Raw genomic sequence first — 26,997 nt, 5'->3', positions numbered from 1 at the left:
AGAATGTAACAAATCCGGCGCGCGCTGGACGGCCCAAATATCCTGCGCCCCGCACCCGACCTCTTAATTGAGTGGAACTGAGAGATTCAGGCGCTACCACTCTGAGACGCTAGCGAAAAAAGCCCCGGCATATGCCGGGGCTTTTCAGTGAGACGATCAGCTAAAAGCCAGCCGATTACTTGTCGGCCTTGCCCGGATCCTTGACATTCTCGATCACGTCGAATTCGACGTTTTCAAGGCGACCGTTGCGGCGCTCGACCTTGCGGATGTAGATGTTCTGGACAATGTCGCGCGTTTCGGGATCGATGGAGATCGGGCCGCGCGGGCTTTCCCAGGCCATGCCTTTGGCTGCTTCGATGAAGGCATCGCCCGAAGAATCGCCGTTGGTCTTTTCAAGCACCTTGTAGATAAGCTGCATGCCGTCGTAGCCGCCCATGGACATGAAGTTCGGGCGCACGCCGGGGTAGGCCTTGGCGTAGTCTTCGGTGTACGTCTTGTTGAGCTCGGAATCGTGGGCGTCGGAGTAGTGGAAGGAAGTGATCAGGCCCAGGGCAGGGTCTCCCATGGCGTCGAGCACGTCTTCGTCGGTAAGGTCGCCCGTGGCGATCAGTTTGATGCCCTCTGCGGCCAGGCCGCGCTCGGCATAGCTTTTAAGGAAGGACACGCCTTGCTCGCCCGAAGGCACGAACATGAAGATGGCATCGGGCTTGGCATCTTTGATGCGCTGCAGGAAAGGAGAGAAGTCGGGGTTCTGAACCGGAGTGCGAACCTGGCCGATGATCTCGCCGCCGCCTTCAGTGAAGGTTTTGACGAACTGCTTCTCGGCATCGTGGCCTGGGCCGTAGTCGGCAGCCAGAGTGTGGACGCGCTTGATTCCGTTGGCAAGCGCCCAAGTGGCCATGGGGGCCGAATTCTGGGGCAGTGTCATCGACGTGCGCACAAGGTAGGGCGACTTTTCAGTAACTGCCGATGTGGCGGCGTTCATGACGACCATGGGCATCTTGGCAGAGGCCGACAAAGGAGCAACGGCGAAGGCCGAAGGCGTAAGGCCGAAGCCGGCCAGAACATCGACGTTCTCGCGGTTGACCAACTCTTGGGCGGCGCGACGGCTGATTTCGGGAGCCACGCCGGTGTCGTCCCTGACTAAGATCTGCACCTTGCGTCCGGCAACCGTGTCGCCATGCTGCTGCATGTACAATTTTGCGCCGTTAAGAATTTGTAGACCGTATGACGAATGCGGGCCCGACATCGGCAGCACGAAGCCGATCTTCAAATCGTCGGCTGCATGAGCCGAGGCGACGACGCCCAGCGACATGGCTGCGGTTAATAGGGCTTTAGTGATACGCATTGAGACTCCTCAGTTAATTATCGAGATATTGCCGAAAGATCGATACCTTGCTAGGCTAAAAAGAGGGTTACTTTTTGTCAATGCCTAATAGGCAAGTCTAGGGTTTACGCCAATAAGAAACGCCGGAATCGCCAATAAAAACGGGCTTCGACGCCGAAACGTCGAAGCCCGTGCAACTACGGCAGAAGTCGCTTAGTTTTTAGCTTTGACCGGGTCCTTGAACTCGGCGATGCGATCAAACTCGACGTTCTGCAGCTTGCCGTCTACTTCCTTCACTTCGCGAATGTAGATGTCTTGCACAATGTCGCGCGTTTCGGGATCGATGGTCACCTGACCGCGCGGGCTTTCCCACGACAGGCCTTTTGCCGTCTCAATGAAGGCGTCACCGCTGGCGTCGCCGCCGTTCTTCTTCAGTACCTCGTCGATCAGCTTCATGCCGTCGTAACCCGCCACCGACATGAAGTTGGGGCGTTTGCCAGGATAAGCCTTGTAGTACGACTGGACATATTGCTTGTTCAGGTCGGAATCATGCGCCTCGGAATAATGAAACGACGTCATGACGCCGGCCGCGGCACCCATTGCATCGAGCACGTCCTCATCGGTGAGGTCGCCGGTGGAAATGAGCTTGATGCCTTCGTCGGCCAAGCCGCGCTCTTGATATCCCTTGAGGAAGGACACGCCCTGCTCACCCGCGGGAACAAACAAGAAGACCGCGTCCGGCTTGCTGTCTTTGATGCGTTGCAAGAAGGGAGCAAAATCCGGGTTGCCAACGGGGGTGCGCACTTGGCCGATGATCTCGCCGCCCGCCTCGGTAAAGGTCTCGACAAATTGCTTTTCGGCGTCGTGGCCAGGGCCGTAGTCGGCCACCAGGGTGTAGACCTTCTTGATGTCATTGTCGATAGCCCAAGTGGCGATCGGCGCCGTTATTTGCGGCAGCGCCATCGAGGTACGCACAATGTACGGCGACTTCTCGGTTACCGAGGACGTGGCGGCGTTCATAATTACCATGGGTACTTTGGCTTGAGTGGCCAAGGGCCCCACCGAGAACGCCGAGGGCGTCAGGCCGAAACCCGCCAATATATCCACCTTGTCGCGATTGACCAATTCTTGGGCGGCGCGACGGCTGATGGCAGGCGCCACGCCGGTGTCGTCTTTGACGATGAGCTCGACATTGCGATCGCCCAGTTTCTGCTCGTTCTGCTCAAGATACAGGCGAGCGCCATTGAGAATCTGCTCGCCATACGGAGCAAAGGGACCAGACATCGGCAAGACCATGCCGATCTTCAAATCGGCAGCGTGAGCGGCGCCGGTCATGCCGAACGCCAAGGCGACGGCTAATAAAGTTTTGCGCATTCAAATCTCCTGCGAAATACACATCTGGCGGCTGACAGCCGCTCAGGTTAGATCAAAAATTCGTCAAACGAACATTTATTCATGGATAGAACAATATTATAGAGGTTAGAAGTCTCAAAGAGGTTTGTCAAACCGATGAGTGAACGGTTGAGATGCCGGACCTGCGAAGGTGCCGTGCGCATTGCGCAAGATCTGACCCAAACTGGCTTCTGTGCTCCACGCCAGCCTATTTAGCACCTCCCGGCGGAATGATCGTGCCCGCTCTATGGCTGGCGCGCACTCGAGAATCAACCAGGAATTTTCCAGTCGCGCCTTGCCGCGCGGCGCTGCTCGGCGGTTTCGCGCAGCATCTTCATCAAAGATGTTGCGCATTGCCCCAACTGGGCATCGCTGCGTCGCAGCAAACCTACGGGCTCTTCGGTGCCTTCGGTAATCACGGACAAACGCACCAAGCTACCGTTGAGCACATCCTCGCGCACCGCGCCCATTGGCGTGAACCAGACAGAGTCAGTGCCCATGGCCACCAGGCGAGCCACGGACACCGACAAGGTCTCGAGACAGTTGGACGGCAAGCCAAGGCCGCGAGAACGCAGGAAACTTTCGGTGTTGTGGCGCGGCACCGTGCCCCGCGTCGACACGATTAACGGGTATTCGACAATGCGATGCAGGGCAGGATCGGGCTCGGCCAGCAAAGGATGTTCGGCCCGCGCAACCGCGACCAACGGCTCGACATACAACAGTTCGAATGAAAGCCCGGCCACGGCGGCGGGGTCGGCCATGCGGCCTAGCACGAAATCGACTTCGCCCGAACGCAGCTTGTCGAGCAAGGGCGCATTCGCCCCAATCTGCACGTCAACCCGGACCTGCGGCCAGACGCGACGAAAAAGAACCAGTGCCTCGGGCAGCAAATCGGGGGCGACAGTAGGCAGCGCGCCCACCATCACAGTTTCATGAGCGCCCTGCCCGTCATCCTGCACCGCGCGCCGCGCGCCTTCGAGCGCCTCAAGTACGGACAAGGCGTGATCCAGAAACGATTGTCCGTCGCGTGTAAGTCGCGCGCCGAAACGGCCTCGGTCCATCAGGCGTGCTCCAACCAACTCTTCGAGCTCGGCAAGTGTCTTGGATACGGCGGGTTGACTAAGATGCAGACGCTCGGCGGCTTTGCGCAAATGCTGCTCTTGCGCCACCGCGACAAAGCATTGCAAATGCCGCAAGCGAATGCGGCTGTTGAACTGTTGTTGGTCGATCGAGGCCACGAGCACTCTCTTGTTTGCCAGGCGCCATTGAGCTTGCGCCAGCAAGCTGGAAAACCGCCGCTAAGGTGCGCACAGCTGAGCTTTATGCGTGCAATGTCATGCCATATCAATAACTACAGCTTATCAAATATTGCCGTTTAATTCAATTTACATGATTATTTCCAACGTTTACCATGTTGGTCACTGAGTCGTTGCACGACGCAGCCAGTCTAAAGGAGAATTTATGACCACCCCCATCGAACAGTTCGGCGAGTTTCTGCAACGCGACCGAAGCTGGCACCCGCCCGCCTATACGCCTGGCTATAAAACCAGTGTGCTGCGTTCACCCCAGAAGTCGCTCATCTCGATCGAGAACTCGCTGTCCGAAATCACCGGTCCGCGCTTCTCTCCCGACGAGCTTGGGGCCCTGGACAATGACCTCATCATGAACTACGCCAAAGATGGCCTGCCCATCGGCGAGCGTATCCTGGTGCATGGCTATGTGCTCGACGAAAACGGCCGTCCGGTTCCCAATGCGCTGGTCGAAGTCTGGCAGGCCAACGCCTCGGGACGCTACCGTCACAAGAACGATACCTACATCGCTCCCATCGATCCCAATTTCGGCGGCTGTGGACGCGTGCTTACCGACGAAAACGGTTATTACTTCTATCGCACCATCAAGCCCGGTCCCTATCCCTGGCGCAACCAGATCAACGACTGGCGCCCCGCCCACATCCACTACTCGGTGCAGGCCTCGGGCTTTGCCCAGCGCCTGATCACACAGATGTATTTCGAAGGCGATCCACTTATCCCCAGTTGCCCCATCGTCCGCTCCATCCCGGATGAAGAGGCGGTGCGCGGCCTTATCGCGCAACTGGATCGCGGCGCATTCGTTGCGCTGGACAGCATGGCATACCGCTTCGACATCGTCGTGCGCGGCAGCCGGGCAACTCTGTTCGAAAATACCATCCAAGGAGCGAAATAATGTTCAGGGAATTAAACAAGCCCACCTACCTGAAGGAAACCGCTTCTCAAACAGCGGGTCCGTACGTACACATCGGCCTGGCGCCCAAGCAGGCCGGCTTCGACATCTTCGAGAACAACTTCGATAATGTGCTGGTTACGCCTGAAACCAAGGGCGAACGCATCCGCGTTGAAGGCCGGGTGTTTGACGGCAGCGGCGCACTCATTCGCGACGTCTTGATTGAAATCTGGCAGGCCAACGCAGCGGGCCGCTACAACCACCCCGCCGACAAGCAAGAAGACAAGGCCATCGACCCCAGCTTTCGCGGATGGGGACGCGGCGCATCCGACTTCGACACCGGCCTCTACAGCTTCGACACCGTCAAGCCCGGCCCTGTGGTGGGCCGGCACGGCAAGGTCATGGCCCCGCACATCAACGCGTGGATCGTGGCCCGCGGCATCAACATCGGGCTGCATACGCGCATCTACTTCTCCGACGAAGAAGAAGCCAACTCCAAAGATCCCATCCTGAATGGTATCGAATGGGTCGAGCGCCGCAAGACGCTTATCGCCCAGCGCACCGAGAAAGACGGCAAGGTCGTCTACCAGTTCGACGTCCACATTCAGGGCCCGGACGAAACCGTGTTCTTCGACGTCTGATCCGCTGAAGACGCCGGGCGGCCACGCGTCGCCCACCCCTGCGCCCGCCGCGTCCACACGACGTCGCGGGCGTTTCTGTTTGTACTGGGAATGGTCCGCTGCACACGTCCAGGAGTCAGGCGCGCCGGCTATTCCCTTGCTTTGGGTGCAGTCTTAGCCTTGGGTATCCGCAGTCTTATATGACCGCCGCCAGACCCTATCAGCCATCGCCTCTTGCAATCCCTTAATATGCATTTGACACCATATGACCTTCAAGTCATAATTGCGCCCTGCCTATTTGGAACGATACTTTTTACATGTCAAAAAAGCACCAAAGCGCCAAGTCCGTCAAAGCCGTCAACGGCAGCGGCATGGCGCTGGCCGACACGGGCTCGCTGACCACGCTTAAAGACCTGCGCAAGCGCGCCGGCCAAACCCAGGAAGAACTCGCGGCGGCACTCGGCGTGGGGCAAGACACTATTTCGCGGCTCGAAAAGCGCAGCGACATGTTGTTGTCCACCCTGCGCCACTATGTTGAATGCATAGGCGGCCAGCTGACGCTGGTGGCCACTTTTCCAGAACAACCCGCCATGATCATCGACTACAGCGACGACAAGCACAACGAACCCAAGAAACGCGGCCGCAAACCGGCCGGGCTCGATTCACCCTGACGCTTCAACAACAATAAATGATCCCAACGCCTTTTTATCTAGCTGACGAATCTGCCCTGCTGCGCAACATGCAAGTCATGGATCGCATCCGGGAACGCTCCGGCGCCAAGCTTCTGCTTGCGCTTAAATGCTTCGCCACATGGTCCGTATTTGAGCTGATGCGCCCCCACATGGATGGCACCACTTCCTCTTCTTTATACGAGGTAAAGCTGGGCCATCAAAAATTCGGCAAAGAAACTCACGCCTACAGCGTAGCCTTCGCCGAACACGAGATCGACGAAGTTGTCGCCCACAGCGACAAGATCATCTTCAACTCGCTTAATCAATTCCTGCAATTCGAAAGCCGGGCCAACGGCAAACCCACGGGCTTGCGGCTCAATCCGGGCATCAGCCGCGCCGGATTCGACCTGGCCGACCCCGCCCGGCCCTTCAGTCGATTGGGTGAATCCGATCTTGAAACCATCCTGTCGGTCATTGACCGCCTCGACGGCGTGATGATCCACAACAATTGCGAGAACGACAGCTTCGAAAGCTTCGACGCCCTGCTTACTCAAGTAGAGCAGCGCTATGGCGATATCCTGCGCCGTCTCAATTGGGTCAGCCTGGGCGGGGGCATCAGCTTCACCGCGCCGGGCTATCCGGTGGATGCCTTCTGCGACCGCTTGCGCGCTTTCGCGCAGGCCTATGGCGTGCAGGTATACCTCGAGCCGGGCGAAGCCGCCGTACGCCATACCACTACACTAGAGGTAAGCGTGCTCGACGTGGGCTTTCGGGGCAAGAACCTGGCGGTGGTCGACAGCTCGACTGAAGCCCATATGCTCGATCTGCTCATCTACCGCGAAACCGCCCCATTGGGCAATGGCAGCGGCGAGCACGCCTATGAAATTTGCGGCAAAACCTGCCTCGCCGGAGACATTTTCGGCGAAGGACGGTTCGACCAGCCCCTAAAGGTGGGCGACCGGATCTCTATCGGAGATGCCGGAGGCTACACCATGGTCAAGAAGAATTGGTTCAACGGCATACATATGCCCGCCATTGCCATCAAGCAATCTGATGGCGAAACACGCTTGATACGCGAATTTTCGTACGACGACTACGTCGACAGCTTGTCCTGAGGACACCCTCCAACCTGTTTGAGTCTGAAAGAGAACACATCCATGAAACGCAATGTCTTGATCATCGGTGCCGGCGGGGTCGCCCATGTCGTTGCCCACAAGTGCGCCCAGAACAATAGCCAACTGGGCGACATTCACATCGCCTCACGCACGCTTTCCAAGTGCGAGGCCATCATCGATTCCATCCACGAAAAAGGAACTCTGCAGCAGCCCGGCCTATTGCAGGCCCACCAGCTCGACGCCATGGATGTGGAGGCATGCAAATTCCTGATCCGGGCCACGCGCAGCCAGATCGTCATCAATGTCGGCTCGCCTTTCTTGAACATGTCGGTGCTTCAAGCCTGCATCGAGACCGGCGCGGCTTATATGGACACCGCCATCCACGAAGATCCTGCCAAGGTGTGCGAGACGCCCCCATGGTATGGAAATTACGAATGGAAGCGCCGCCAGGCCTGCAAAGATGCACGCGTCACCGCGGTGCTGGGCGTGGGCTTCGACCCGGGCGTGGTCAACGCCTACGCGCGCTACGCCATTGACACCTATTTTGACAGTGTCGAATCCATCGACATCATCGACGTGAACGCAGGCAGCCACGGCCGCTACTTTGCCACGAACTTCGACCCCGAGATCAACTTTCGCGAATTCACCTCCACCGTCTGGTCCTGGGAGGACAACGCGTGGAAAGCCAACGAGATGTTCGAGCACCGCAAAGAGTGGGATCTGCCCGTGACGGGAAAAAGCGCCACCTACCTTACCGGCCACGACGAAATCCACTCTTTATCGCAAAACCTGAACGTTCCCAACATTCGTTTTTGGATGGGCTTTGGCGACCACTACATCAATGTATTCACCGTATTGAAAAACCTGGGCCTGCTTTCCGAGCAACCGGTGCGCACCGCTCGAGGCCAAGAGATCGTGCCTCTCGAAGTCGTCAAGGCTGTCCTGCCCGACCCTGCTTCGCTGGCGCCCGACTACACAGGAAAAACCTGCATCGGCGATCTGCTCAAGGGCGAGAAAGACGGCCGGCCGCAAGAGGTCTTGATTTATAACGTGTGCGACCACGAAGAAGCCTACAAGGAAGTGGGCAGCCAAGCCATTTCGTATACCGCCGGCGTACCGGCGGTAGCCGCGGCCCTGCTCATCGCCAACGGCACCTGGGATGTGGGCGGCATGGTCAACGTCGAAGAGCTCGACCCCGCACCCTTCATTGCCTTGATGAACCGTATGGGCCTGGTCACTCGCGCCCGTCACGATGACCAAGACTATATTGTCGACCCGCAACAGGAAGTCATCGAAAACTCATCAATCGGCAAGGTCGTCAACTCTCGATAAGCAATAGAAGATAACAATTGTTGCCGACGTTGAACATGCGGCGGAACTAGCCCAAAATGCCTTTATACGGGGGTGCGCCATGCGCCCCCGTGGAATGTCCAAAACTAAAAAGGAAAAACGCATGCTCAATAAGAAATCATTGATAAGCCTGGCTACCATGGCAGTTCTTGCCTTATCCCTCGCCGGATGTGAACGAGAGGGTCCGGCCGAAAAAGCCGGCAAAGAGATCGACAAGGCTGTGAGCCAAGCGGGACAAGAAATGGAAAAAGTTGGGGACAGCATCCAGGACGCGGCTCGCACCGCACAAAAATAAGCGGCCATACGGGCGAAGTCTGGGCACTTAGTCACCCCAAGCCGCCATAGCCGGGTACACTTCTTGCAATGCCTCACCTATTGCCTGCGCGTTGACACGCAGCATTCGGCGCACGCATGCAACTTCTACCCTGTTCCATTTCCCAGTACTGGAGAGTAAGGCATGACTAAAAAAACAAATCTCATTCCACGCACATTGGTCGCTGTCGCTATCGCGTCAGCCGGCCTGGCGCTGGCGGCTTGCACCACGACGGTGCCGCAGTCCCAGCAAACCAGTGCCGAGAAGCGAGCCGACACTGATCAGCGAGCCGATGCGGCCCTGAAACGGCTTTACGAAGTGGCTCCCAATTCACGCGAATTGGTTTCCCAATCAAAAGGTGTGCTGATCTTTCCTCGCGTCCTGGGCGGCAGCTTCATCGTGGGCGCCGAGCATGGCGAAGGTGTGCTGAAGGTCGGCGGCCAAAACCGAGGCTACTTCACCACCACCAGCGGCTCGATCGGCCTGCAGGCCGGAGCACAGTCCAAAGCCATTATTTTCGTCTTCAAGACTCAAGATGCTCTGGACAAATTCCTGGCGAGCAACGGCTGGACTGCGGGGGTTGACGCCACAGTTGCCGTCGCCAATGTCAGTGCCACGGGGGCGGTCGATCTGAACACCCTGAATGAGCCTGTGGTGGGTTTTGTGATGACCAATGCCGGCTTGGCGGCGGGCGTGTCGCTGGAAGGAACCAAGGTTGAGCCTCTTGATGAGCGGGGGTCTGCGCCTATCCAGGACGGCTCTGCCAACTAAAGGCTGGAAAAGCCAAGGCGCTTCGTATGCGAAGGCGCGTTTCTTTGACTCCTTCCCGCTGTAAACTGCACCCCAAAGGTTGGATTTATGTCCAACTTTTGGGGTGCTTTTATTTGGGTTCTTGAGCGCGGTTTTATTTGGGTTCTTGAGCGCGGTTTTATTTGGGTTCTTGAGCGCCGCTCGAGGCGGGCTTTTCTGGGCCGGGCGGTCGGGCGGTTTGCGGCAGCGCCCTCCAACGCCCGGCCCAGAAAAGCCCGCCTCGAGCGGCTTGCGCAGGAGTGTGGCATAGACGGCACCACTTGAGCGGCAGTACTTAAGCGGCAGTACTTGATCGGCGGCACTCAAACGTGCCGTGGGCTGGTGGCCATATTGATCTTGGCTGCTGCGGCAAGCAGGCGTGGCAAGCATACTTTAAGCAGATGCTCTGGCGTGATGGCGCGGGCGTGGCCGCTTACGTTCAATGCCGCCACCACGCGGCCGTCTTGGGCTCGAATGGGCGCCGCGACTGACACCAGGCCTGGCTCGAGCTCTTCGTAAACCAGGCTCCATCCCTGGACCCGCACCTGCCTGATCTCTTCGATCAATGCCCCCCGATCAACGATGGTGGTGGAAGTATGGGGCTCGAGCTTCATAGTGGCGATTCGCTCCTCGAGCTCGTCGTCGGCCAGGCCTGCCAGCAGCACCCTTCCCATCGAGGTGCAATCGGCCGGCAGTCGGCTGCCGACACCCAGGTTGATCGACATGATGCGATGCGCCGGCACGCGCAAGACGTAGACGATTTCGCTGCCATCCAGCACTGCGATGGAACAGGACTGACGCAATTCTTCAACCAGCGCCTCCATGATGGGCTGGGCCTGCGACCACACCGGTAGCGAGCTTAGATAAGCAAAGCCCAGTTCCAGCACTTTGGGAGTAAGGCGAAACAGCCTGCCTTCCATTGATACATAGCCGAGGCTTAACAAGGTCAGCAGAATGCGGCGCGCCCCGGCGCGGGTCAGGCCAGTGCGCTCAGCCACCTCCGAAAGGGTTTGGGCCGGCGCCTCGGCTCCGAAACTGCGCAAGACCGCCAGCCCTCGTGCGAAAGAGCGCACGTAGCTATCGCCCGGCTTTGGGGCCTCGTCCGCCGTGCCGCCGGCAAGGGAATCATTCGAAATTGGGTCGGGGGAATTCATGAAAAAACCTCAGGAAAAGCCACTGGCGAAGCTGACCCGCTATCATTGACAAGCGGGCCCCGCCTGATTATCCTTAATAGAAATAGTTCTACATCCGAATAAAAATTCATTATAAGAACGAAACCACCTATTTTCAACAAAATGTTCGTACTGGAAACATGATTAATAAAATCTCTCCTTCAATCGAGCAGGCCCTGGCCGGAATCAACGACGGTGCAACCGTCATGATCGGCGGCTTCGGCGGTGCGGGCCAACCGGCCGAACTTATCGACGGCCTTATCGCCCAGGGCGCCAAAGATCTCGTCATCGTCAACAACAACGCCGGCAACGCCGAGATCGGCTTGGCCGCTTTGCTGAAAGCGGGCCGCGTGCGCAAGATCATTTGTTCTTTCCCGCGCCAGGCCGATTCCTACGTATTCGACGAACTCTACCGCTCGGGCAAGCTCGAGCTCGAGCTGGTTCCGCAAGGCAACCTGGCCGAGCGCATTCGCGCCGCTGGCGCCGGCATCGGTGCTTTCTTCACGCCCACGGGCTACGGCACCGAACTGGCCAAGGGGAAGGAAGTTCGCGAAATCAATGGTCGCCACTATGTGCTAGAGCACCCGATCTTCGCCGACTTTGCGCTTATCAAGGCCGAAACCGGCGATCGCTGGGGCAATCTGCTGTATCGGAAAACGGCCCGCAACTTTGGTCCCATCATGGCTACCGCCGCCAAGTGCACCATCGCATCGGTGCACGAGATCGTCGAACTCGGCCAGATCGACCCCGAAACCGTGGTCACGCCCGGCCTGTTCGTCAAACACATTGTGAAAGTGCCGCGTACCGCCACCGGTCCCGCGGGCTTCAAACAAGATTAAGGACAGCGTCATGAGCGAAACTAAAACCATCCCCGCCTGGACACGCGACGAAATGGCCGCGCGCGTCGCCATGGATATTGCCGACGGTGCAGTCGTCAACCTGGGCATCGGCCTGCCCACAAAGGTCGCCAACCACCTGCCCGCCGACCGCGAAGTTATCCTGCACAGTGAAAACGGCGTCATCGGCATGGGCCCGGCCCCGGCAAAGGGCGAAGAAGACTACGACCTGATCAACGCCGGCAAACAGCCTGTCACCCTTCTGGACGGCGGTTGCTACTTCCATCATGCCGACAGCTTCGCCATGATGCGCGGCGGCCACCTCGACGTCTGCGTGCTGGGCGCCTTTCAGGTAGCCGCCAACGGCGACCTGGCCAACTGGAGCACCGGCGCACCCGACGCCATTCCCGCCGTGGGCGGCGCCATGGACCTGGCCATCGGCGCCAAGAAAACCTACGTGATGATGGATTTACTGACCAAAAAAGGCGATTGCAAGCTGGTGCCCGAATGCACCTACCCCGTTACGGGTGTCGAGTGCGTCAGCCGCATATATTCTGACGTCGCCGTCTTCGACCTTACCTCCGAGGGCGTCAAAGTCATCGAGCTCGTGCCCGGCTTAAGCTTTGACGAGCTTCAAAAGATGACGTCCGTGCCGCTTACCGATGCTCGCTCGAACTAATCGGCCTCATCCAGCCTACCAGCTGCGAAATATCAGCGCTCGAAGGTTCAATATGTAAAACGCGGAAAATGCAGCAGCGCTGAGGGATAACCACGATTGGCTGATACGGCTGTTATAAAACGGCGCTTCATCAAGCGCCGTTTTTCTTTGAGGGTAGGTCTTCGACATTTCCTTCAGCATCCGACACGTACTCGAATACTTTCGCCCGGAACCAACGATGGCCGGCGTCGTCATTGAATCGCGCATGCCAATGCTGCTTGACAGTAAAGTCGGGCATGGGCAGCGGCAGTTCGAACGTTTCAATATCAGCCAGCCGCTGAAAAACTTCCGCCAATTCATCAGGAACGGTAGCGATGCATGATGTGCCTGCCACGATGGCCGGCACTGCAAGAACATAAGGGCATTCGAGCGCGATTTTCAAAGTATGGCCGCGCTCTTTCAGCCGTTGCTGCAACAACTCATTGGTGACGGCCGTAGCGCTGGCAATCACGTGCGGCGTATCCACGAAAGTCTGCAGGGTCATGGGCTCATGGCGCCGGCTTTTGCGGCGAATGCCGATTAAAGCGCGCCGAAACAAGCTTTGCTGGTACAAGCTGGGGCCCAGATGACCAAAATAACCCCAAGCCACGTCAACGCTTCCGTTTTCGAGCATCTGACCTATCTCTGACGAGGTGGCCACTTTGGGCCGGACGGTGATGCCGGGGGCCTCTCGGTCGAGCATCTGCAACACCTTGGGCAAGATGACGCTGCCTCCCATATCTGTCATGCCAACGTTAAAGCGCCGTTCGGCCACCCGGGGGTCGAACATCGGCTCATTCAGGATATCGGTTTGTATCAATGCCAGGGCCTTGCTCGCACCCAATGCGACTCGCTCGCCAAGCGGAGTGGGCGTCATGCCCGCCCCCGAGCGCACAAACAGCTGATCGCCGAAGCGCCCTCTTAAGCGGCCCAAAGCATGACTGACGGCGGGTTGGGTCAGATTGAGCCGACGCGCCGCCCCCGAAACACTGCCTTCGCGGTAAAGAGCGTCTACCAAATACAGAAAATTCAAATCGTGTGCTGGGTGTTGAGCGGTGTCGGGCATTTCGTTCTCTCATGTGCCAGTGCGCTCGCAGGCGCACCCTCGTCAGTATGGGCTGTTCAACACTTGGCCAAGCCGATAATGAATTAAATGCATATAAACAATGATAGCCATTATATAGACACATAGTCCTGACAGCCGCACACTGCTATTCAACCGCCTCAACATTGTGCGGTGACATTTTGGATTACTCACAGCAGTGGAGCGAGCATGAATTTCGATTGCGACGTCATCATCGTCGGGGGCGGACCGGTAGGCCTGTTTCTGGCTGCCGAGTTGGGCATGCGCGGCATATCAACGCACGTTTTCGACGATAAGCCCGGTACCAGCACGCACCCGGCGGCCAACGCCAACAGCGCACGCACCATGGAGCACTACCGCCGACTAGGCCTTGCAGCCGAAATACGCGGTCTCGGACTGCCCCCCGACCACCCCACCGACGTTGCTTATTTCACGCGCTTGTCCACATACGAACTGGCACGTTTCCAGCAACCATCGTCCTCATTCGCCGCCAACCGTCTGCGCGAGCTCGAGTCGTTGTGGCCCACGCCCGAACTGCCGCACCGCTGCTCACAGCTTTATGTCGAACCCGTGCTGCTGCGCGCTGCGCAAAGCCATGCCCACAATCGTGTGCAATACCTGTCTACTGTTCAGAACGTCACACAAGATGACCAGAGCGTCGTGGCGGAAATCGTGGGGGCGGACGGCGCGGTCAAACATTGCCGCGCCCGGTACTTGGTCGGCTGCGACGGTCCGCGCAGCACAGTGCGTTCACTGATGGGTTTGCATTATGCCGGCACGTCGGGCGAAAAGCGCGGTTTCATGGGCGGACGCATGGCCGCCGCGTACTTTAGCGCGCCTGCGCTATACGACCGCGTAAAAGGGAAACGCGCATGGCAATACTGGACCTTGAATGCTGATCAACGCTCGCTGATCGTCTCGGTAGACGGTCAAAGCCGTTTCATTATCAATATCCAGCTGTCCGAAGGGCAACAACCTGATGACGACGACGTCGGTCGTCGCATCGCAACGGCGGTCGGCGCCAACCTGCCTTTCGAACTAATCAGCAATTCCGCGTGGACCGCCGGCTTTGCATTGGTGGCCGAACGCATGCACACCGGCAGAGTATTCCTGGCCGGCGACGCAGCCCATCTATTTACCCCGACCGGCGGGCTTGGCTACAACACCGGTATTGAAGACGCTGCAAACCTGGCCTGGAAACTGGAGGCCGCGATCAAGGGCTACGGCGGCCCCGACCTGCTTGAAAGCTATGAGGCCGAGCGTCGTCCAGCGGCATTTCGCAATACCGGCTTTGCACGCCAGTTCGCCGACAGCATAGGCCACACGCCCATACCTGCCGATATCGAAGCCGACACCCCTACCGGAAACGCGTCGCGCAACGCGCTGGGAAGCTATCTGGGTTTTCATGCCTACAAGGAATTCTCCATTCCGGGCGTACACCTGGGCGCGCGGTACGAGGAGTCGCCCATAGTTGCCGCCGAACCGGGCTGCGCCCCACCGGACACCGCGAACCTCTACTTGCCCTGCGGACGCCCAGGCCACCGTGCTCCGCACGTCTGGCTGAGCGACGGAAGCTCATTGTTCGACCGCTTCGGCCACGGCTTTACCCTGTTGAACATGGGGCAATCTGCGACAGCCACTGAAACGGAAAAGGCCCTGAATAAGCTCCCGCTGAAAGAACTACAGATAAATAACGATGCCGCAAGAGACCTATATGGCGCCGACTATGCGCTGATTCGCCCCGACCAGCATATCGCCTGGCGCGGCAATCGCCTTGATGACGGCTTTGCTACCGCATTGAATCGCAACTTGGGCTTCGCCCATGCCTGAACTAGGGAAAAACCGGCACGAAAAGCTGCAGTCTGAACAATAAAAACATAAGCCCCAACGTACAACGATCTCGAACAACCCTTAAGGAGACTCATCATGAAACTGCGTCATTTACTGGCCGCTTTGGCCCTGGGCGCCCTGGCGGGCAATGGCGCCGCCGCCGAGCCGCTGCGCGTCGGGCTTGTCCTGCCCATGTCGGGTGTGTTTTCCGGCTACGGAAAACAAATCGAGCATGGGGTAAGGCTGTATCTTCAACAGCATGACAACACCCTCGACGGCAGAAAGGTAGAGGTGATACTTAAGGACGATACTGGGGCGGCGCCCGAGATCAGCCGACGCTTGGCGCAAGAGCTGATCGTACGAGACAACGTGGATATTCTGGCCGGCTTCGCCATGACACCCGGCGCAGTCGCAGCCGCCGCCGTTGCCACCAGCGGCAACAAGCCCATGATAGTCATGAACGCCGGCACATCAAGCCTCACAACACGTTCGCCGAACATCGTGCGCAGCTCGGCAACCGTTGCACAGTACACCGTCCCGTTGGGGCCGTGGGCGATACAGAACAACCTGAAAAAAGCCATCACCCTTGTGGCGGATTTTGGCCCGGGATATGACGCTGAAGGCTACTTCCAGAAGAGCTACACCGAGGCCGGCGGCGAAATCGTAGGCCAGATACGCGTGCCTCTGCATAGTCCCGACTTCGCCCCATTCTTGCAGCGCATCAAGGACGTCAAGCCCGACGTGGTGTTTCTTTTCCTGCCCGCCGGCGAACTGCCCGTTGCCTTCCTGAAAGGCTTCCAAGAGCGCGGCCTGGCCGCCGAGGGAATTCGCGTCATCGCCACCGGCGACATGACCGACGAGGACAGCATCGACGCCATGGGCGATGCCGCCTTGGGTCTAATAACCGCGCATCACTACTCCGAAGTGCATGAGTCTGCGGAAAACAAGGCTTATACAGACGCTTACTACAAAGCCTACCCCAACGACCGCCCCAATTTCATGTCGGTAGGCGGCTACGATGGAATGCGAATCATCGACGAAACCCTGAAAAAGACCGGCGGCGACACGTCAGCCGAGGCGTTCATGCAAGCGGTGCGCGGCATCTCGTTCGTCAGTCCGCGAGGGCCGGTCACCATAGACGCCGGCACCCGTGACATCAACCAGACCATCTACATCCGGCAGGTCGAACGTCAGGAGGGCAAGCTGGTCAATGTGGAGATTGATGACTCCCTGAAGAATTATCGCGATCCGGGCAAGGAATAAGCTCGCGCTCTTTTTGAAGCGGCTACTCGAGCAGAGTAGCCGCCTGTCGCCTGAACTCTTTGGGCGACACCCCCACTTCCCGCTTGAAAAACCGCGTGAAATAGGCTGGGTCGGAAAAGCCCAGCGTATGGGAGACCACGCTGACCGTCATCGAGGTATAAACCAGGTTACGCTTGGCCGCCAGCACCACACGCTGGTGAATCAATTCCAGGGCGGTATGCCCCACGATCTGTCTGCACAGATTATTGAGATGGGCCGCCGTAATGCCAATGGCACGCGCGTATTGCTCGACCGACCATTGCTCGGCGTAGTGTTCCTCGATCAGTTTGTTGAACGTGGAAAAATGACGCCGCCCCCTGTCCGCTGACTGCGCCGGCTCGGCTGAGGTGCGCTCACGCTGTCGTCCCGCCCATACCAGCAAGGTGGTCAGCATCGCTTCGATTATGGCATTGCGATGAGGCCGGTTGCCAAGGTATTCATCCTGCAGGGTGTCGAAGGCCATGTCTATGCGCGCGCAATCTTCAGCGGCGACCGTATAGATATGCGGTGTAGGCGGCAACACCCCGGCATCGTCGATGGCAAGGGCCAGCCGATTGGCCAGCGGGTAGCCCAGGGTAACCACGTGGCCCACAGCGTTGGGTGCAAAACGAAAGCCATGCACGCACATCTGGGGCACCACCACCAATTGACCTGCGCACATATCATGGTGACCGCCGTCCAGCCCCACACGCGCATCACCGCCCTTCAGATAAAGCATCTGTATCAGGCCGTGGTGTTGATGAAGCTTGATCTGCCAATCGTGCAATTTGCTTCTGTCGGCAATAAGCTCGCAATGAACCATATCGGGCGTGGGCCAACGCTCGCGCTCACCGTAAAGCTGGTAAACCGGTACGGATGCAGTAGTAGGCATAAATTTGTCATATTTTCGAAAAGTACAATTATTATAGGCAGAAATGCATTCCCTCCCGGCGCGATCCGGGCCATTATTGCAATTGACCGGCCGCTTTGGGCCGTTTAACGAATTTCCGTCATAAGCCCGTGTGGGCTTCAGCCCGCCGTTACGTCAGGAGACGCTCATGAAAACCCAAGTCGCCATCATCGGCGCCGGCCCTTCGGGCCTGCTGCTGGGCCAGCTTTTGCATCATCAAGGTATCGACACTGTCATCCTAGAGCGTCGCTCGCCCGAGTATGTCCTGAGCCGCATCCGCGCCGGCGTGCTTGAGCAGGGCATGGTCGATTTGCTGCGCGAGGCCAAGGCCAGCGAGCGCATGGACCGCGAAGGCCACGTCCACGAAGGCGTGTACCTGGCCTTCAACAACGAAATGCACCGGGTGGATTTCAAGAAGCACGCCAACGGCCAAACGGTTATGGTCTATGGGCAAACCGAAGTCACTCAAGACCTCATGGACGCACGCAAGCGTGAAGGCGGCGTTTCCATCTACGAAGCCGAAGACGTGCAACTGCACGACATCTATTCCGACAAGCCCCGCGTCACCTTCGTCAAAGACGGCCAGAAAGTCGAACTCGAATGCGACTACATCGCCGGCTGCGACGGCTTTCATGGCGTATCCCGCCAAACGGCTCCCAAGGACAAGATCGAAACCTTCGAACGCGTCTACCCCTTTGGCTGGCTGGGCATTCTGTCGGAAACGCCCCCCGTGTACGACGAGCTCATCTATGCCAACCACGAGCGTGGTTTCGCCCTGTGCAGCCAGCGTTCCCTGACACTTAGCCGCTATTACGTGCAGGTTGGCCTCGACGAGAAAATCGAAGACTGGTCCGACGACCGGTTCTGGGAAGAACTTAAAACCCGCATTCCCAAAGTGGCCGCCGACCGCCTGGTTACAGGCCCCTCGATTGAAAAAAGCATCGCTCCGCTGCGCAGCTTTGTCACCGAGCCCATGAAGTTCGGCAATATGTTCCTGGTGGGCGACGCCGCGCACATCGTGCCCCCCACCGGCGCCAAGGGCCTCAACCTGGCCGCCAGCGACGTCTCTACCCTTTACCGCATTTTGCTCAAGACCTACAAGGAAAACCGCACCGACCTGCTGGACAAGTATTCTGAGATCGCCCTGCGTCGCATCTGGAAGGCCGAGCGCTTCTCGTGGTGGATGACATCCATGCTGCACAAGTTCTCGGACGACGGCTTCGGCAAGCGCATCCAACTTGCCGAGCTCGACTACTACACCAGTTCGGAAGCCGGGCTGACCAACATCGCCGAAAACTACGTGGGCCTGCCGTACGAGCCTATCGAGTAAGCAGCGGCTTCACCTCTTTCAATATGCGGGGCAGCGCGGTCTTTTCAGCGGTTTTCAGGTCGTAGGCCTGCTGAAGATTCAACCAAGACTGCGCATCGCCCCCAAAATACCGCACCAGCCGCAAGGCGGTATCAGGCGTAACGCCGCGGCGCCCCAGCACAATGTCGTTGACACGCGCCGGCGGCACACACAGCGCCTTCGAAAGCGCGTGAGGCGTCAGACCCAGCGGGGCCAGATAATCTTCCCGCAGTATTTCGCCCGGATGCGCCGTATGCAGGAAAAGCGTGGAACTGCCCTGCCTTCAAATAATGCTTGGGTGTCTTTACACTTGAAAGTGACGATGGACAGCTTGCAAAAAAAGCGAGGGACACGCCCTCGCTTTTTTTGTGCGGTAAATCTCGGCGCACTATGAAGCGCCCGTAAATATCCGCGGGCGTAAGCAACAGCCATGGCGTCAAAAGCCTTACAGAAGCTCTTTGCGAAGCTGTGCCGCGCTTTTGGACGATAGCAGCCCCGGCGGCACGTCAAGCACCGACCTGGCGCCGGCCTGGCCCATTTGGTTCATTCGGTGGGCGGCGCGCGCGTAGGCAACCAGCACGCTGGCGGTAAATTCGGGGTTGCTTTGCAGCTTCAAGCCGTACTCGATCACTTGAGTATTCCCCTGGCCGGTGGTGCCGCTGCGGATAACGAAACCGCCATGCGGCATCGCGGCATGGTCGCGCTTCAGGGTATCTTCATCAATGAAGTTCACCGTGGTGTCGTAGTCAACGAAGTAATCCGGCATGGTCACGATCGCTTGTTCGACAATGGCGGCGTCGGCCCCCTCTTCCAGCACCACGTAGCATTCACGCTTGTGTTTTTCGCGTGTGGAAAGCTGGGGCAGCTCGCCATTGCGCACACGCTCGACGGCCTCGGGCACCGGCAGCGTATATTGCACGCCGGCCTTCACGCCCGGCACGCGGCGCACGGCATCGGAGTGCCCCTGGCTCAAGCCCTTGCCCCAGAAGGTATAGGTGGCGCCCTCGGGCAATACCGCTTCGCCGAACAAACGGTTCAAAGAGAACAGGCCTGGGTCCCAGCCCACGGAAATAATGGCCGTATTGCCGGCCGCCTCGGCGGATTGGTTCACAGCATCGAAATACTGCGGCACCTTGGCGTGTGTGTCGAAGCTGTCTACCGTGTTGAACAAAGCCGCCAGCGCCGGCCCCTGCTCGGGCAGGTCGTTCTTTGAACCGCCGCAAAGTATCAGAACGTCGATCTTGCCCTGGTACTGGCCAATTTCATCGATATGCAAAACAGGCGCCGACCCCAGCAATTGCACCTGTGCCGGCGGGCGGCGCGTGAAGACGCCAATCAGCTGCATGTCGGCATTTTGCATGATGGCCGCTTCGACCCCCCGTCCCAAGTTGCCGTAACCGACAATACCCACCCTGATCTTCGTGCTCAAATTTTTCTCCTGCTTGGACAATTCTTGATAGGCAGCCATTTTAAAGCATGGTTCTTCCATGCCTGATCCACCCGGTCTTTCGTGGCTCGGCTTAACCTATTTTTCGATGCCTGCTTCACCCCGATGCCTAATTCGCCCGATACCCGACTCACCCGATCCTTGGATGTCAGCCCCATCATCTGCTCGACTGATTCCACGTGATCCTGCTCTTGCACCGGACTCCCGCCGCCCAAATGCAACAGGCACCGGCCACAAGACCGGTGCCTGCCATACAAAGCACGTCAAACGTTATGCTGCCTTCAACATGTCTTCGATAACTTTCTTGGCGTCGCCAAATACCATCATCGTCTTGTCCATGTAGAACAGCTCGTTATCCAGGCCCGCATAGCCCGACGCCATCGACCGCTTGTTCACGATGACGGATCGCGCCTTGTAGGCTTCCAGAATGGGCATGCCGGCGATCGGAGAGTTGGGGTCGGTCTTGGCCGAGGGGTTCACCACGTCGTTGGCGCCCAACACCAGCACCACGTCGGCCTGGCTGAACTCGCCGTTGATCTCGTCCATTTCAAACACCTGCTCGTACGAGACCTCGGCCTCGGCCAGCAGGACGTTCATATGGCCAGGCATGCGACCGGCAACCGGGTGAATGGCGTACTTCACTTGCACGCCCTGCTCGGTGAGCTTTTCGGTGAGTTCCTTCAGGGCGTGCTGGGCGCGCGCCACGGCAAGACCGTAGCCGGGCACGATGATGACCGTCTCGGCATTGCTGAGCAGGAAGGCGGCGTCGTCCGGGCTGCCCGACTTGACGCTACGCTGCTGCCCGTCGCCGGCGGCTGCGGCACTGGAGCCGCTATTGCCGAAACCGCCCAAAATTACATTGAAGAATGAGCGGTTCATCGCCTTGCACATGATGTATGACAGAATCGCGCCCGATGAGCCCACCAGCGAACCCGCAACAATAAGCATGGAATTGTTCAACGAGAAACCGATACCGGCCGCGGCCCAGCCCGAATAGCTGTTCAGCATCGAAACCACCACAGGCATGTCGGCGCCACCGATGGGGATGATGATGAGCAGGCCCAATATGAAAGCCAGCACCGTCAGCAAGATGAAGGGCGTCCAGTTTTGCGTCAAGGCAAACCAGGCGCCAAAGCCGACCAGCACCAAGCCAAGCAGCAGGTTCAAATAATGCTGGCCCGAGAAGACAATGGGCGCCCCCTGGAACAGGCGAAACTTATAGCGGCCCGAAAGCTTGCCGAAAGCAATGACGGACCCCGAGAAGGTGATCGCGCCAATGGCCGAGCCCAGGAACAGCTCGATACGGTTGCCCACCGGAATTACGCCCTGAACATCCACAATGCCAAAGGCCGAAGGCTCGGCGACAATGGCGATGGCGATGGCCACCGCGGCCAAGCCGATCATGCTGTGCATGAAGGCGACCAGCTCTGGCATTTTGGTCATTTCGACCCGCTTGGCCATGATCGTGCCGATGGTGCCGCCGATGAGCAGCCCCAACACCACCCAGCCCAGCCCACTGACCGCCCCTTCGCCAAGCTGGGACCATATCAGCGCCGCCGTGGTCAGGACCGCAATGCCCATGCCGGCCATGCCGAAGGTATTGCCCCGGATCGAAGTGGTCGGATGCGACAGCCCCTTCAGCGACTGGATAAAGCACACCGAGGCAATCAAATACAGCAGTACCACCAGGTCAATCGAAATCATGACTTGCCTCCTTGGACTTTCTTCTCTTTCTTCTTGAACATCTCCAGCATGCGCTTGGTGACAAGAAAGCCACCGAACACGTTCACCGCCGCAAGCGCCACGGCAAACACCCCCATTCCCTTGGCCAGGGGGTCGACCGTCAGCGCGCTGGCCAGCATGGCTCCCACGATAACGATGGCGGAAATGGCATTGGTTACGGCCATGAGCGGCGTATGCAAAGCCGGTGTCACATTCCATACAACGTGATAGCCAACGTAGACGGCCAGGACGAATATGATCAGATTCAAGATCGTAGGATTGATCGCTTCCATTATTGTTTTCCCCAAAGTACTTGGCCGTCTTCGCACACCAGACACGCCTTGACGATTTCATCTTCCTTCTGGATGGCCAACTTCCCCTCGTCATCGATGATCAGCTTGAGGAAATCTTGCATGTTCCGCGCATAAAGCGCCGACGCGTCTGCCGCTATCATGGACGGCAGATTGGTCAGGCCCACCAGCGTAACCCCATGCTGCGTGACTACCTCGCCAGCCACCGACAGCGGGCAGTTGCCGCCGCGCTCGACCGCCAGGTCGACTATCACCGAGCCTTGCTTCATCGAGCGAACAGTGTCTTCGTTGATCAGGGTTGGCGCGGGGCGCCCCGGTATCAGCGCCGTGGTGATCACGATATTTGCCTGGGCGCAGCGTTCGGCTGTAAGCACCGCCTGCCGATCCATCCAGCTTTGGGGCATGGGCCTGGCATAGCCGCCCACGCCTTCGGCGATTTCTCGCTCTTCGTCGCTTTCGAAGGGAACATCAATGAATTTGCCGCCCAACGATTCCACCTGCTCCTTGGCCGAGGGGCGGACGTCGGAAGCCCAGACCACCGCGCCCAGGCGCTTGGCGGTGGCGATGGCCTGCAAGCCGGCCACGCCGGCGCCCAGAACCACCACCTGAGCCGCCTTGAGCGTGCCCGCCGCGGTCATCATCATGGGAAAGATGCGATCGTAGTAGTGGGCTGCCAGAAGCACCGCCTTGTAGCCTGCCAGGTTGGCCTGCGACGACAATACATCCAGGCTCTGTGCCCGCGTAATGCGCGGCGCGGCTTCCAGCGCGAAGCCAGTGATGCCGGCCTTGGCCAGGCTCTCGAGCTGGGCGGTGTCATGGGGGTCGAGCATGCCCAGCACGACCTTGCCGGGCTGAATCATGGCCAGCTCGGCTTCAGACGGAGCACGAACCTTGAGGATCAGGTCGCAGGCAAAAACATCTTGAACCGATCCAAGCGTGGCGCCGGCTTCCACAAAGCCATCGTCGGTGCAGCTTGCCGCCAGGCCGGCGCCTTGCTGCACGACCACTTCGTGGCCGCCCTTGACATATTTCTTGACAGTCTCGGGCGTTGCGGCCACGCGCAACTCTCCCGCAAGGGTTTCTAAAGGAACTCCAATTCGCATAATTGTCTCAGGCAAAGTCCATGATTATGTCGCCGCCGGCAAGCTTGTCGCCGGGTTTGACTTCTATTCGGGTAATGACCGCATCTTCTTCGGCATCCAGGCTGACCTCCATCTTCATGGCCTCTACGACGCATAGCGCCGTGCCCGCCGAGACCTGATCTCCAACCTTGACGGCAAGCGATATCAGCATGGCCGGCATGGGGCAGACCAGGCTCTTTGTTCCAGCCTCGGATTGAACCTCGGGCATCAAGGCCAGAAGCTCGCTTTCTTTGGGGCCAAGAACCAGGGCCTTGGCCAGCGTACCCGCGTGGGAAATAACGAAATGCTCTTGGCTGATGTCGACGCCCATCACAAACAGTTGCCCGTCGATCAGGCCGCGCCACACCGGCTCGTCGGTGCGCCAGTCGGATTCCATGATGTGCTCGGCAGACTCGCCGGAGAAGCGCAGGCGCCAGCGGCCGGCGTTTCCGGCCACCGACAACGCAAGGTCTTTTGCGCCCAGCCGGACGACGACATCATGAAAGGCGCCGCCGTCGACCGCGACCGGATGCAGGCACTTGTCCATCACCGCTGCAACCATGGCCATATTGCGGGCCGTATCGCCTGCAGGCTCTGCAGGCGCGTATCCGTTGGGATACTCTTCGGCAATGAACCCGGTGGATAGCTCGCCGCTGTGCCAGCGGGGATGGTGCATTAGGGCCGAAAGAAACGACAGGTTGTTGGCGATGCCCTCAATGGCGAAAGCGTCCAGCGCCTCGCATTGCGCATCAATGGCCTGCCGGCGCGTGGGGGCATGGGTGACCAGCTTGGCGATCATGGGGTCGTAATGCAGCGCGATCTCGCCGCCTTCGTAGACCCCCGTGTCGTTCCGGATGGTCACGCCGTTTTCCCTTTGCTCTTCCAGCGGCGGACGGTAGGTGCGCAAACGGCCTGCCGCGGGCATGAAGTTGTTTGCCGGGTCTTCGGCATATACCCGGCTTTCCACCGCCCAGCCGTTGATCTTGACGTCGTCCTGGCGCAAGGCAAGCGGCTCGCCAGCAGCCACGCGTATCATCTGCTCGACCAGATCGATTCCGGTGATCAATTCGGTGACCGGATGCTCGACCTGCAGGCGGGTGTTCATTTCAAGAAAGAAGAACGACTTGTCTTGTCCGCAAACAAACTCGACGGTGCCGGCGGAATCGTAATCCACCGCGCGGGCCAGCGCGACTGCCTGCTCGCCCATCCGGCGGCGGGTTTCGTCGTCCAGCAGCGACGACGGCGCTTCTTCCAGCACCTTCTGGTTGCGGCGTTGAATCGAGCACTCGCGTTCGGCCAGGTAAATGGCGTTGCCGTGCTTATCACCCAACACCTGTATTTCGATGTGGCGCGGGTTCTCGATGAATTTTTCCACGAACACCCGGTCGTCGCCAAAAGACGCAGCCGCTTCGGAGCGCGCCCTGGCAAAGCCCTCGGCCACCTCATCCACCGTATGGGCAACCCGCATTCCCTTGCCGCCGCCGCCGGCGGACGCCTTGATCATGACAGGCAAGCCAATCTCGCGCGCCACTTCCGTAGCGCGCTCGGCGCTTTCGATGACACCGAGGTGCCCTGGAATCGTGGACACCTTGGCCAGGTTGGCGAATTTCTTGGAGGCGATCTTGTCGCCCATGACATCGATCGCGTTCTTGTTTGGACCGATGAAAACGATTCCAGCCTGGGTAAGCGCCTCTACGAACGACGAGCGTTCAGAAAGAAAGCCATAGCCCGGATGAACCGCCTGCGCACCGGTACGCAGGCAGGCTTCGATGATCTTGTCGGCCACCAGGTACGACTCGATGGCGGGCGCGGGGCCGATGTGCACCGCCTCATCGGCCATCTGTACATGCAAGGCGCGCCGGTCGGCGTCCGAATAGACAGCGACCGTGGCGATGCCCATTCGGCGAGCTGTGTTGATGATCCGGCAAGCGATCTCGCCCCGGTTTGCAATAAGAATTTTAGAAAACATGTTGGCGACCCTGTATGTCAAACACGCCGTTCTTTCGACTGGCACAAAGAGGCCACCGTTTCACCCAGCCACTGTCTGGTCTGTCCGGGCTCAAGCACTGCATCGACGTAGGCGCCGCGCACAGCATGATCGACGTCCAACACGGAAAGAATCTGGTCCACATCGGCGCCGGAACGCTGCGCAAGGCTGCGCACGCCTTTGGCTCCCATCAGCCCCAGGCTGGCGCCTCGCCATGCCGCGATGCGGTCCGGCATCGACGCGCGCGAACCCAGCGCCACGCCTGCGGCGCCCAGCGCCTTGCCGATCACAATCGTAATTTTCGGCACTGTCGCGTTCGCATACGCCCTAAGCAACGCCGCCACCTCCAGGGCCAATCCACCGGATTCCTGTTCGTGGCCAGGCACGAAACCCGGCACATCGACCACTGTTATGACAGGAACGCCCATGGCCGAGCAAAGACGCAGATGTCGCGTCGCTTTGCGGCAGGACTGAATATCAATGGCTCCTGCCAGTTCTTTATTCTGCGAGGCCACGAATCCCACTGCACGACCCCCGATCGGAGCAAAACCCACAACGAGGCTGCCGGCGACACCCGCGCCCATCTCGAGGAAAGAGCGAGTGTCGCTCACCTCTCGAAGCAACTCGCGCACGTCATAGTTTTCATCCAGGCTGTCGGGCAACAAGGTGTCGAGGCCCGGACAATGAGACAAGCCCAGGCTCTCGGGCCAGGTCCAGCCCGACGACTCGGCGCTGTACTGCAATAAGCGCCGGATACTGCGGATACCCATTACCTCGTTGTCGCACACCAGATCGGCCAGGCCGGTATGCTCGGCGTGCACTTTCCACCCGCCAAGGTCGTCTTCCTGCATGCTGGTATGGGTGATGCGATTGGCAATTGTGGCGTCTGTCAGCGTAAGCGTCGACTGCCCGCGCGCCATGATCACCGCATCAAAAACACCAGTCAGCAAAGCGATGGGCCCGGTGTTTTCTCCTACCACCAAGGCCAGTTTTGGGGCTGGACACGCCGCCGCTGCGCCCACGCTATGCGAAATGGCGGACCATGCTTGCAGACCGCCGGCCAGCTGCGTCGGCGAGCCATCGAATACGGCCACCACGGGCAGACGCCTGTCGCAGGCGAAGCTGATTGCAAGTTGAACCTGTCGCCAATGAGATGAATCCATACCGGCTGGGTGGATTTGTTCATCTTGCACAATGGCGCACACCGCCATGCCATTGATGCGCCCCACGGCGGTCAGCACAGGCCATGACGAGGCATCGGCTTCGTCCTGTAGATACGGCCGCTGGTCCAGCGGCGAGCCCGGGTCGAACAAGAGCTCAAGACGCTCTTGCGCCGTCAGGCTGCGTGTCGCCGGCAAGGGTTCACGATTTCCGGTATTCAAGACGGCCTCGTCCAGGGCGTTTGTGTCTCCACCGCTTTTATTGGTCATGTGTAAAGTCCTGGATGATCACAATAAACCATGGTTGCCGGCCGC

At 58.9% G+C, this 26,997-nt stretch carries 25 protein-coding genes; 12 read left to right on the top strand and 13 right to left on the bottom strand.

What is annotated here, in order from left to right:
* Positions 1–175: 175 nt before the first annotated feature.
* The 3 genes from ACIY1O_RS05935 to pcaQ all read right to left on the bottom strand — a co-directional run bounded on the left by ACIY1O_RS05935 (position 176) and on the right by pcaQ (position 3,957).
* Positions 176–1,348, bottom strand: coding sequence for an ABC transporter substrate-binding protein (locus tag ACIY1O_RS05935; protein ID WP_397474172.1), 1,173 nt, complete (start codon positions 1,346–1,348; stop codon positions 176–178).
* 192 nt (positions 1,349–1,540) lie between these two features.
* The gene (locus ACIY1O_RS05930; RefSeq protein WP_397474171.1) at positions 1,541–2,701 is read right to left on the bottom strand and encodes an ABC transporter substrate-binding protein; all 1,161 of its coding nucleotides are present in this window, start codon (positions 2,699–2,701) and stop codon (positions 1,541–1,543) included.
* A gap of 287 nt (positions 2,702–2,988) precedes the next feature.
* Positions 2,989–3,957 carry a pca operon transcription factor PcaQ gene (gene pcaQ / locus ACIY1O_RS05925; protein WP_397474170.1) on the bottom strand — a complete coding sequence of 323 codons (969 nt, stop codon included), beginning with the start codon at positions 3,955–3,957 and terminating at the stop codon, positions 2,989–2,991.
* A 223-nt stretch (positions 3,958–4,180) separates the two neighbouring features.
* Here pcaQ and pcaH point away from each other — a divergent pair, with 223 nt between their 5' ends.
* The 7 genes from pcaH to ACIY1O_RS05890 all read left to right on the top strand — a co-directional run bounded on the left by pcaH (position 4,181) and on the right by ACIY1O_RS05890 (position 9,758).
* The gene (pcaH, locus tag ACIY1O_RS05920) at positions 4,181–4,921 is read left to right on the top strand and encodes a protocatechuate 3,4-dioxygenase subunit beta (RefSeq protein ID WP_397474169.1); all 741 of its coding nucleotides are present in this window, start codon (positions 4,181–4,183) and stop codon (positions 4,919–4,921) included.
* Complete coding sequence (gene pcaG / locus ACIY1O_RS05915; protein ID WP_397474168.1) at positions 4,921–5,559, top strand: protocatechuate 3,4-dioxygenase subunit alpha; 639 nt, start codon at positions 4,921–4,923, stop codon at positions 5,557–5,559. Before pcaH ends, pcaG begins: the two co-directional genes overlap by 1 nt.
* Positions 5,560–5,855: 296 nt before the next feature.
* Positions 5,856–6,209: a helix-turn-helix domain-containing protein gene (locus ACIY1O_RS05910; RefSeq protein ID WP_397474167.1), complete on the top strand. Its 354-nt coding sequence runs from the start codon at positions 5,856–5,858 to the stop codon at positions 6,207–6,209.
* Positions 6,210–6,226: 17 nt separating this feature from the next.
* Positions 6,227–7,324: a carboxynorspermidine decarboxylase gene (locus ACIY1O_RS05905; protein WP_397474166.1), complete on the top strand. Its 1,098-nt coding sequence runs from the start codon at positions 6,227–6,229 to the stop codon at positions 7,322–7,324.
* 42 nt (positions 7,325–7,366) lie between these two features.
* On the top strand, positions 7,367–8,656 hold the full coding sequence (locus tag ACIY1O_RS05900; RefSeq protein WP_397474165.1) for a saccharopine dehydrogenase family protein: 1,290 nt from the start codon (positions 7,367–7,369) through the stop codon (positions 8,654–8,656).
* Between the two features lie 121 nt (positions 8,657–8,777).
* Entirely contained in the window at positions 8,778–8,969 is a 192-nt protein-coding gene (locus tag ACIY1O_RS05895) for a hypothetical protein (protein WP_397474164.1), read from the top strand.
* Between the two features lie 162 nt (positions 8,970–9,131).
* Positions 9,132–9,758, top strand: coding sequence for a BPSL1445 family SYLF domain-containing lipoprotein (locus ACIY1O_RS05890; RefSeq protein ID WP_397474163.1), 627 nt, complete (start codon positions 9,132–9,134; stop codon positions 9,756–9,758).
* A 341-nt stretch (positions 9,759–10,099) separates the two neighbouring features.
* On the opposite strand, the gene ACIY1O_RS05885 is transcribed toward ACIY1O_RS05890, so the two are convergent.
* On the bottom strand, positions 10,100–10,930 hold the full coding sequence (locus ACIY1O_RS05885) for an IclR family transcriptional regulator domain-containing protein (protein WP_397474162.1): 831 nt from the start codon (positions 10,928–10,930) through the stop codon (positions 10,100–10,102).
* A gap of 158 nt (positions 10,931–11,088) precedes the next feature.
* Between ACIY1O_RS05885 and ACIY1O_RS05880 the strand changes: the two genes are divergently transcribed.
* Together ACIY1O_RS05880 and ACIY1O_RS05875 are read left to right on the top strand one after the other, a co-directional pair.
* On the top strand, positions 11,089–11,787 hold the full coding sequence (locus ACIY1O_RS05880; RefSeq protein WP_397474161.1) for a 3-oxoacid CoA-transferase subunit A: 699 nt from the start codon (positions 11,089–11,091) through the stop codon (positions 11,785–11,787).
* A gap of 10 nt (positions 11,788–11,797) precedes the next feature.
* Complete coding sequence (locus tag ACIY1O_RS05875) at positions 11,798–12,463, top strand: 3-oxoacid CoA-transferase subunit B (protein WP_397474160.1); 666 nt, start codon at positions 11,798–11,800, stop codon at positions 12,461–12,463.
* 130 nt (positions 12,464–12,593) lie between these two features.
* Here the strand turns inward: ACIY1O_RS05875 and ACIY1O_RS05870 are convergent, their stop codons facing one another.
* Positions 12,594–13,547, bottom strand: a complete 954-nt coding sequence (locus tag ACIY1O_RS05870) for a LysR family transcriptional regulator (protein ID WP_397474159.1) — start codon at positions 13,545–13,547, stop codon at positions 12,594–12,596.
* 207 nt (positions 13,548–13,754) lie between these two features.
* On the opposite strand from ACIY1O_RS05870, the gene ACIY1O_RS05865 reads away from it, so the two are divergent.
* Together ACIY1O_RS05865 and ACIY1O_RS05860 are read left to right on the top strand one after the other, a co-directional pair.
* Positions 13,755–15,395 carry an FAD-dependent monooxygenase gene (locus tag ACIY1O_RS05865; protein WP_397474158.1) on the top strand — a complete coding sequence of 547 codons (1,641 nt, stop codon included), beginning with the start codon at positions 13,755–13,757 and terminating at the stop codon, positions 15,393–15,395.
* Between the two features lie 96 nt (positions 15,396–15,491).
* Positions 15,492–16,658: an ABC transporter substrate-binding protein gene (locus tag ACIY1O_RS05860; RefSeq protein WP_397474157.1), complete on the top strand. Its 1,167-nt coding sequence runs from the start codon at positions 15,492–15,494 to the stop codon at positions 16,656–16,658.
* 22 nt (positions 16,659–16,680) lie between these two features.
* Here the strand turns inward: ACIY1O_RS05860 and ACIY1O_RS05855 are convergent, their stop codons facing one another.
* Positions 16,681–17,568: a helix-turn-helix domain-containing protein gene (locus ACIY1O_RS05855; RefSeq protein WP_397474156.1), complete on the bottom strand. Its 888-nt coding sequence runs from the start codon at positions 17,566–17,568 to the stop codon at positions 16,681–16,683.
* A 166-nt stretch (positions 17,569–17,734) separates the two neighbouring features.
* Here ACIY1O_RS05855 and pobA point away from each other — a divergent pair, with 166 nt between their 5' ends.
* Positions 17,735–18,916 carry a 4-hydroxybenzoate 3-monooxygenase gene (gene pobA, locus ACIY1O_RS05850; RefSeq protein ID WP_397474155.1) on the top strand — a complete coding sequence of 394 codons (1,182 nt, stop codon included), beginning with the start codon at positions 17,735–17,737 and terminating at the stop codon, positions 18,914–18,916.
* On the opposite strand, the gene ACIY1O_RS05845 is transcribed toward pobA, so the two are convergent.
* The 7 genes from ACIY1O_RS05845 to ACIY1O_RS05815 form a co-directional block, all read right to left on the bottom strand.
* Entirely contained in the window at positions 18,906–19,193 is a 288-nt protein-coding gene (locus ACIY1O_RS05845) for a HigA family addiction module antitoxin (protein ID WP_397474213.1), read from the bottom strand. The two genes, pobA and ACIY1O_RS05845, sit on opposite strands and share 11 nt — an antisense overlap.
* Positions 19,194–19,379: 186 nt before the next feature.
* Entirely contained in the window at positions 19,380–20,363 is a 984-nt protein-coding gene (locus ACIY1O_RS05840) for a diaminopimelate dehydrogenase (protein WP_397474154.1), read from the bottom strand.
* Between the two features lie 288 nt (positions 20,364–20,651).
* Positions 20,652–22,085: an NAD(P)(+) transhydrogenase (Re/Si-specific) subunit beta gene (locus tag ACIY1O_RS05835; protein WP_397474153.1), complete on the bottom strand. Its 1,434-nt coding sequence runs from the start codon at positions 22,083–22,085 to the stop codon at positions 20,652–20,654.
* Positions 22,082–22,396: an NAD(P) transhydrogenase subunit alpha part 2 gene (locus tag ACIY1O_RS05830; protein WP_397474152.1), complete on the bottom strand. Its 315-nt coding sequence runs from the start codon at positions 22,394–22,396 to the stop codon at positions 22,082–22,084. Before ACIY1O_RS05830 ends, ACIY1O_RS05835 begins: the two co-directional genes overlap by 4 nt.
* Complete coding sequence (locus ACIY1O_RS05825) at positions 22,396–23,517, bottom strand: Re/Si-specific NAD(P)(+) transhydrogenase subunit alpha (RefSeq protein ID WP_397474151.1); 1,122 nt, start codon at positions 23,515–23,517, stop codon at positions 22,396–22,398. Before ACIY1O_RS05825 ends, ACIY1O_RS05830 begins: the two co-directional genes overlap by 1 nt.
* A 7-nt stretch (positions 23,518–23,524) precedes the next feature.
* Positions 23,525–25,504, bottom strand: coding sequence for an acetyl-CoA carboxylase biotin carboxylase subunit (locus tag ACIY1O_RS05820; protein ID WP_397474150.1), 1,980 nt, complete (start codon positions 25,502–25,504; stop codon positions 23,525–23,527).
* Between the two features lie 17 nt (positions 25,505–25,521).
* The gene (locus ACIY1O_RS05815; RefSeq protein ID WP_397474149.1) at positions 25,522–26,952 is read right to left on the bottom strand and encodes a carboxyl transferase domain-containing protein; all 1,431 of its coding nucleotides are present in this window, start codon (positions 26,950–26,952) and stop codon (positions 25,522–25,524) included.
* Positions 26,953–26,997 lie beyond the last annotated feature (45 nt).

Origin of the sequence: Pusillimonas sp., assembly GCF_044464525.1 — a bacterium.
Taxonomy (GTDB): domain Bacteria; phylum Pseudomonadota; class Gammaproteobacteria; order Burkholderiales; family Burkholderiaceae_B; genus Pusillimonas.
This window is presented reverse-complemented; position numbering and strand designations above follow the sequence as displayed.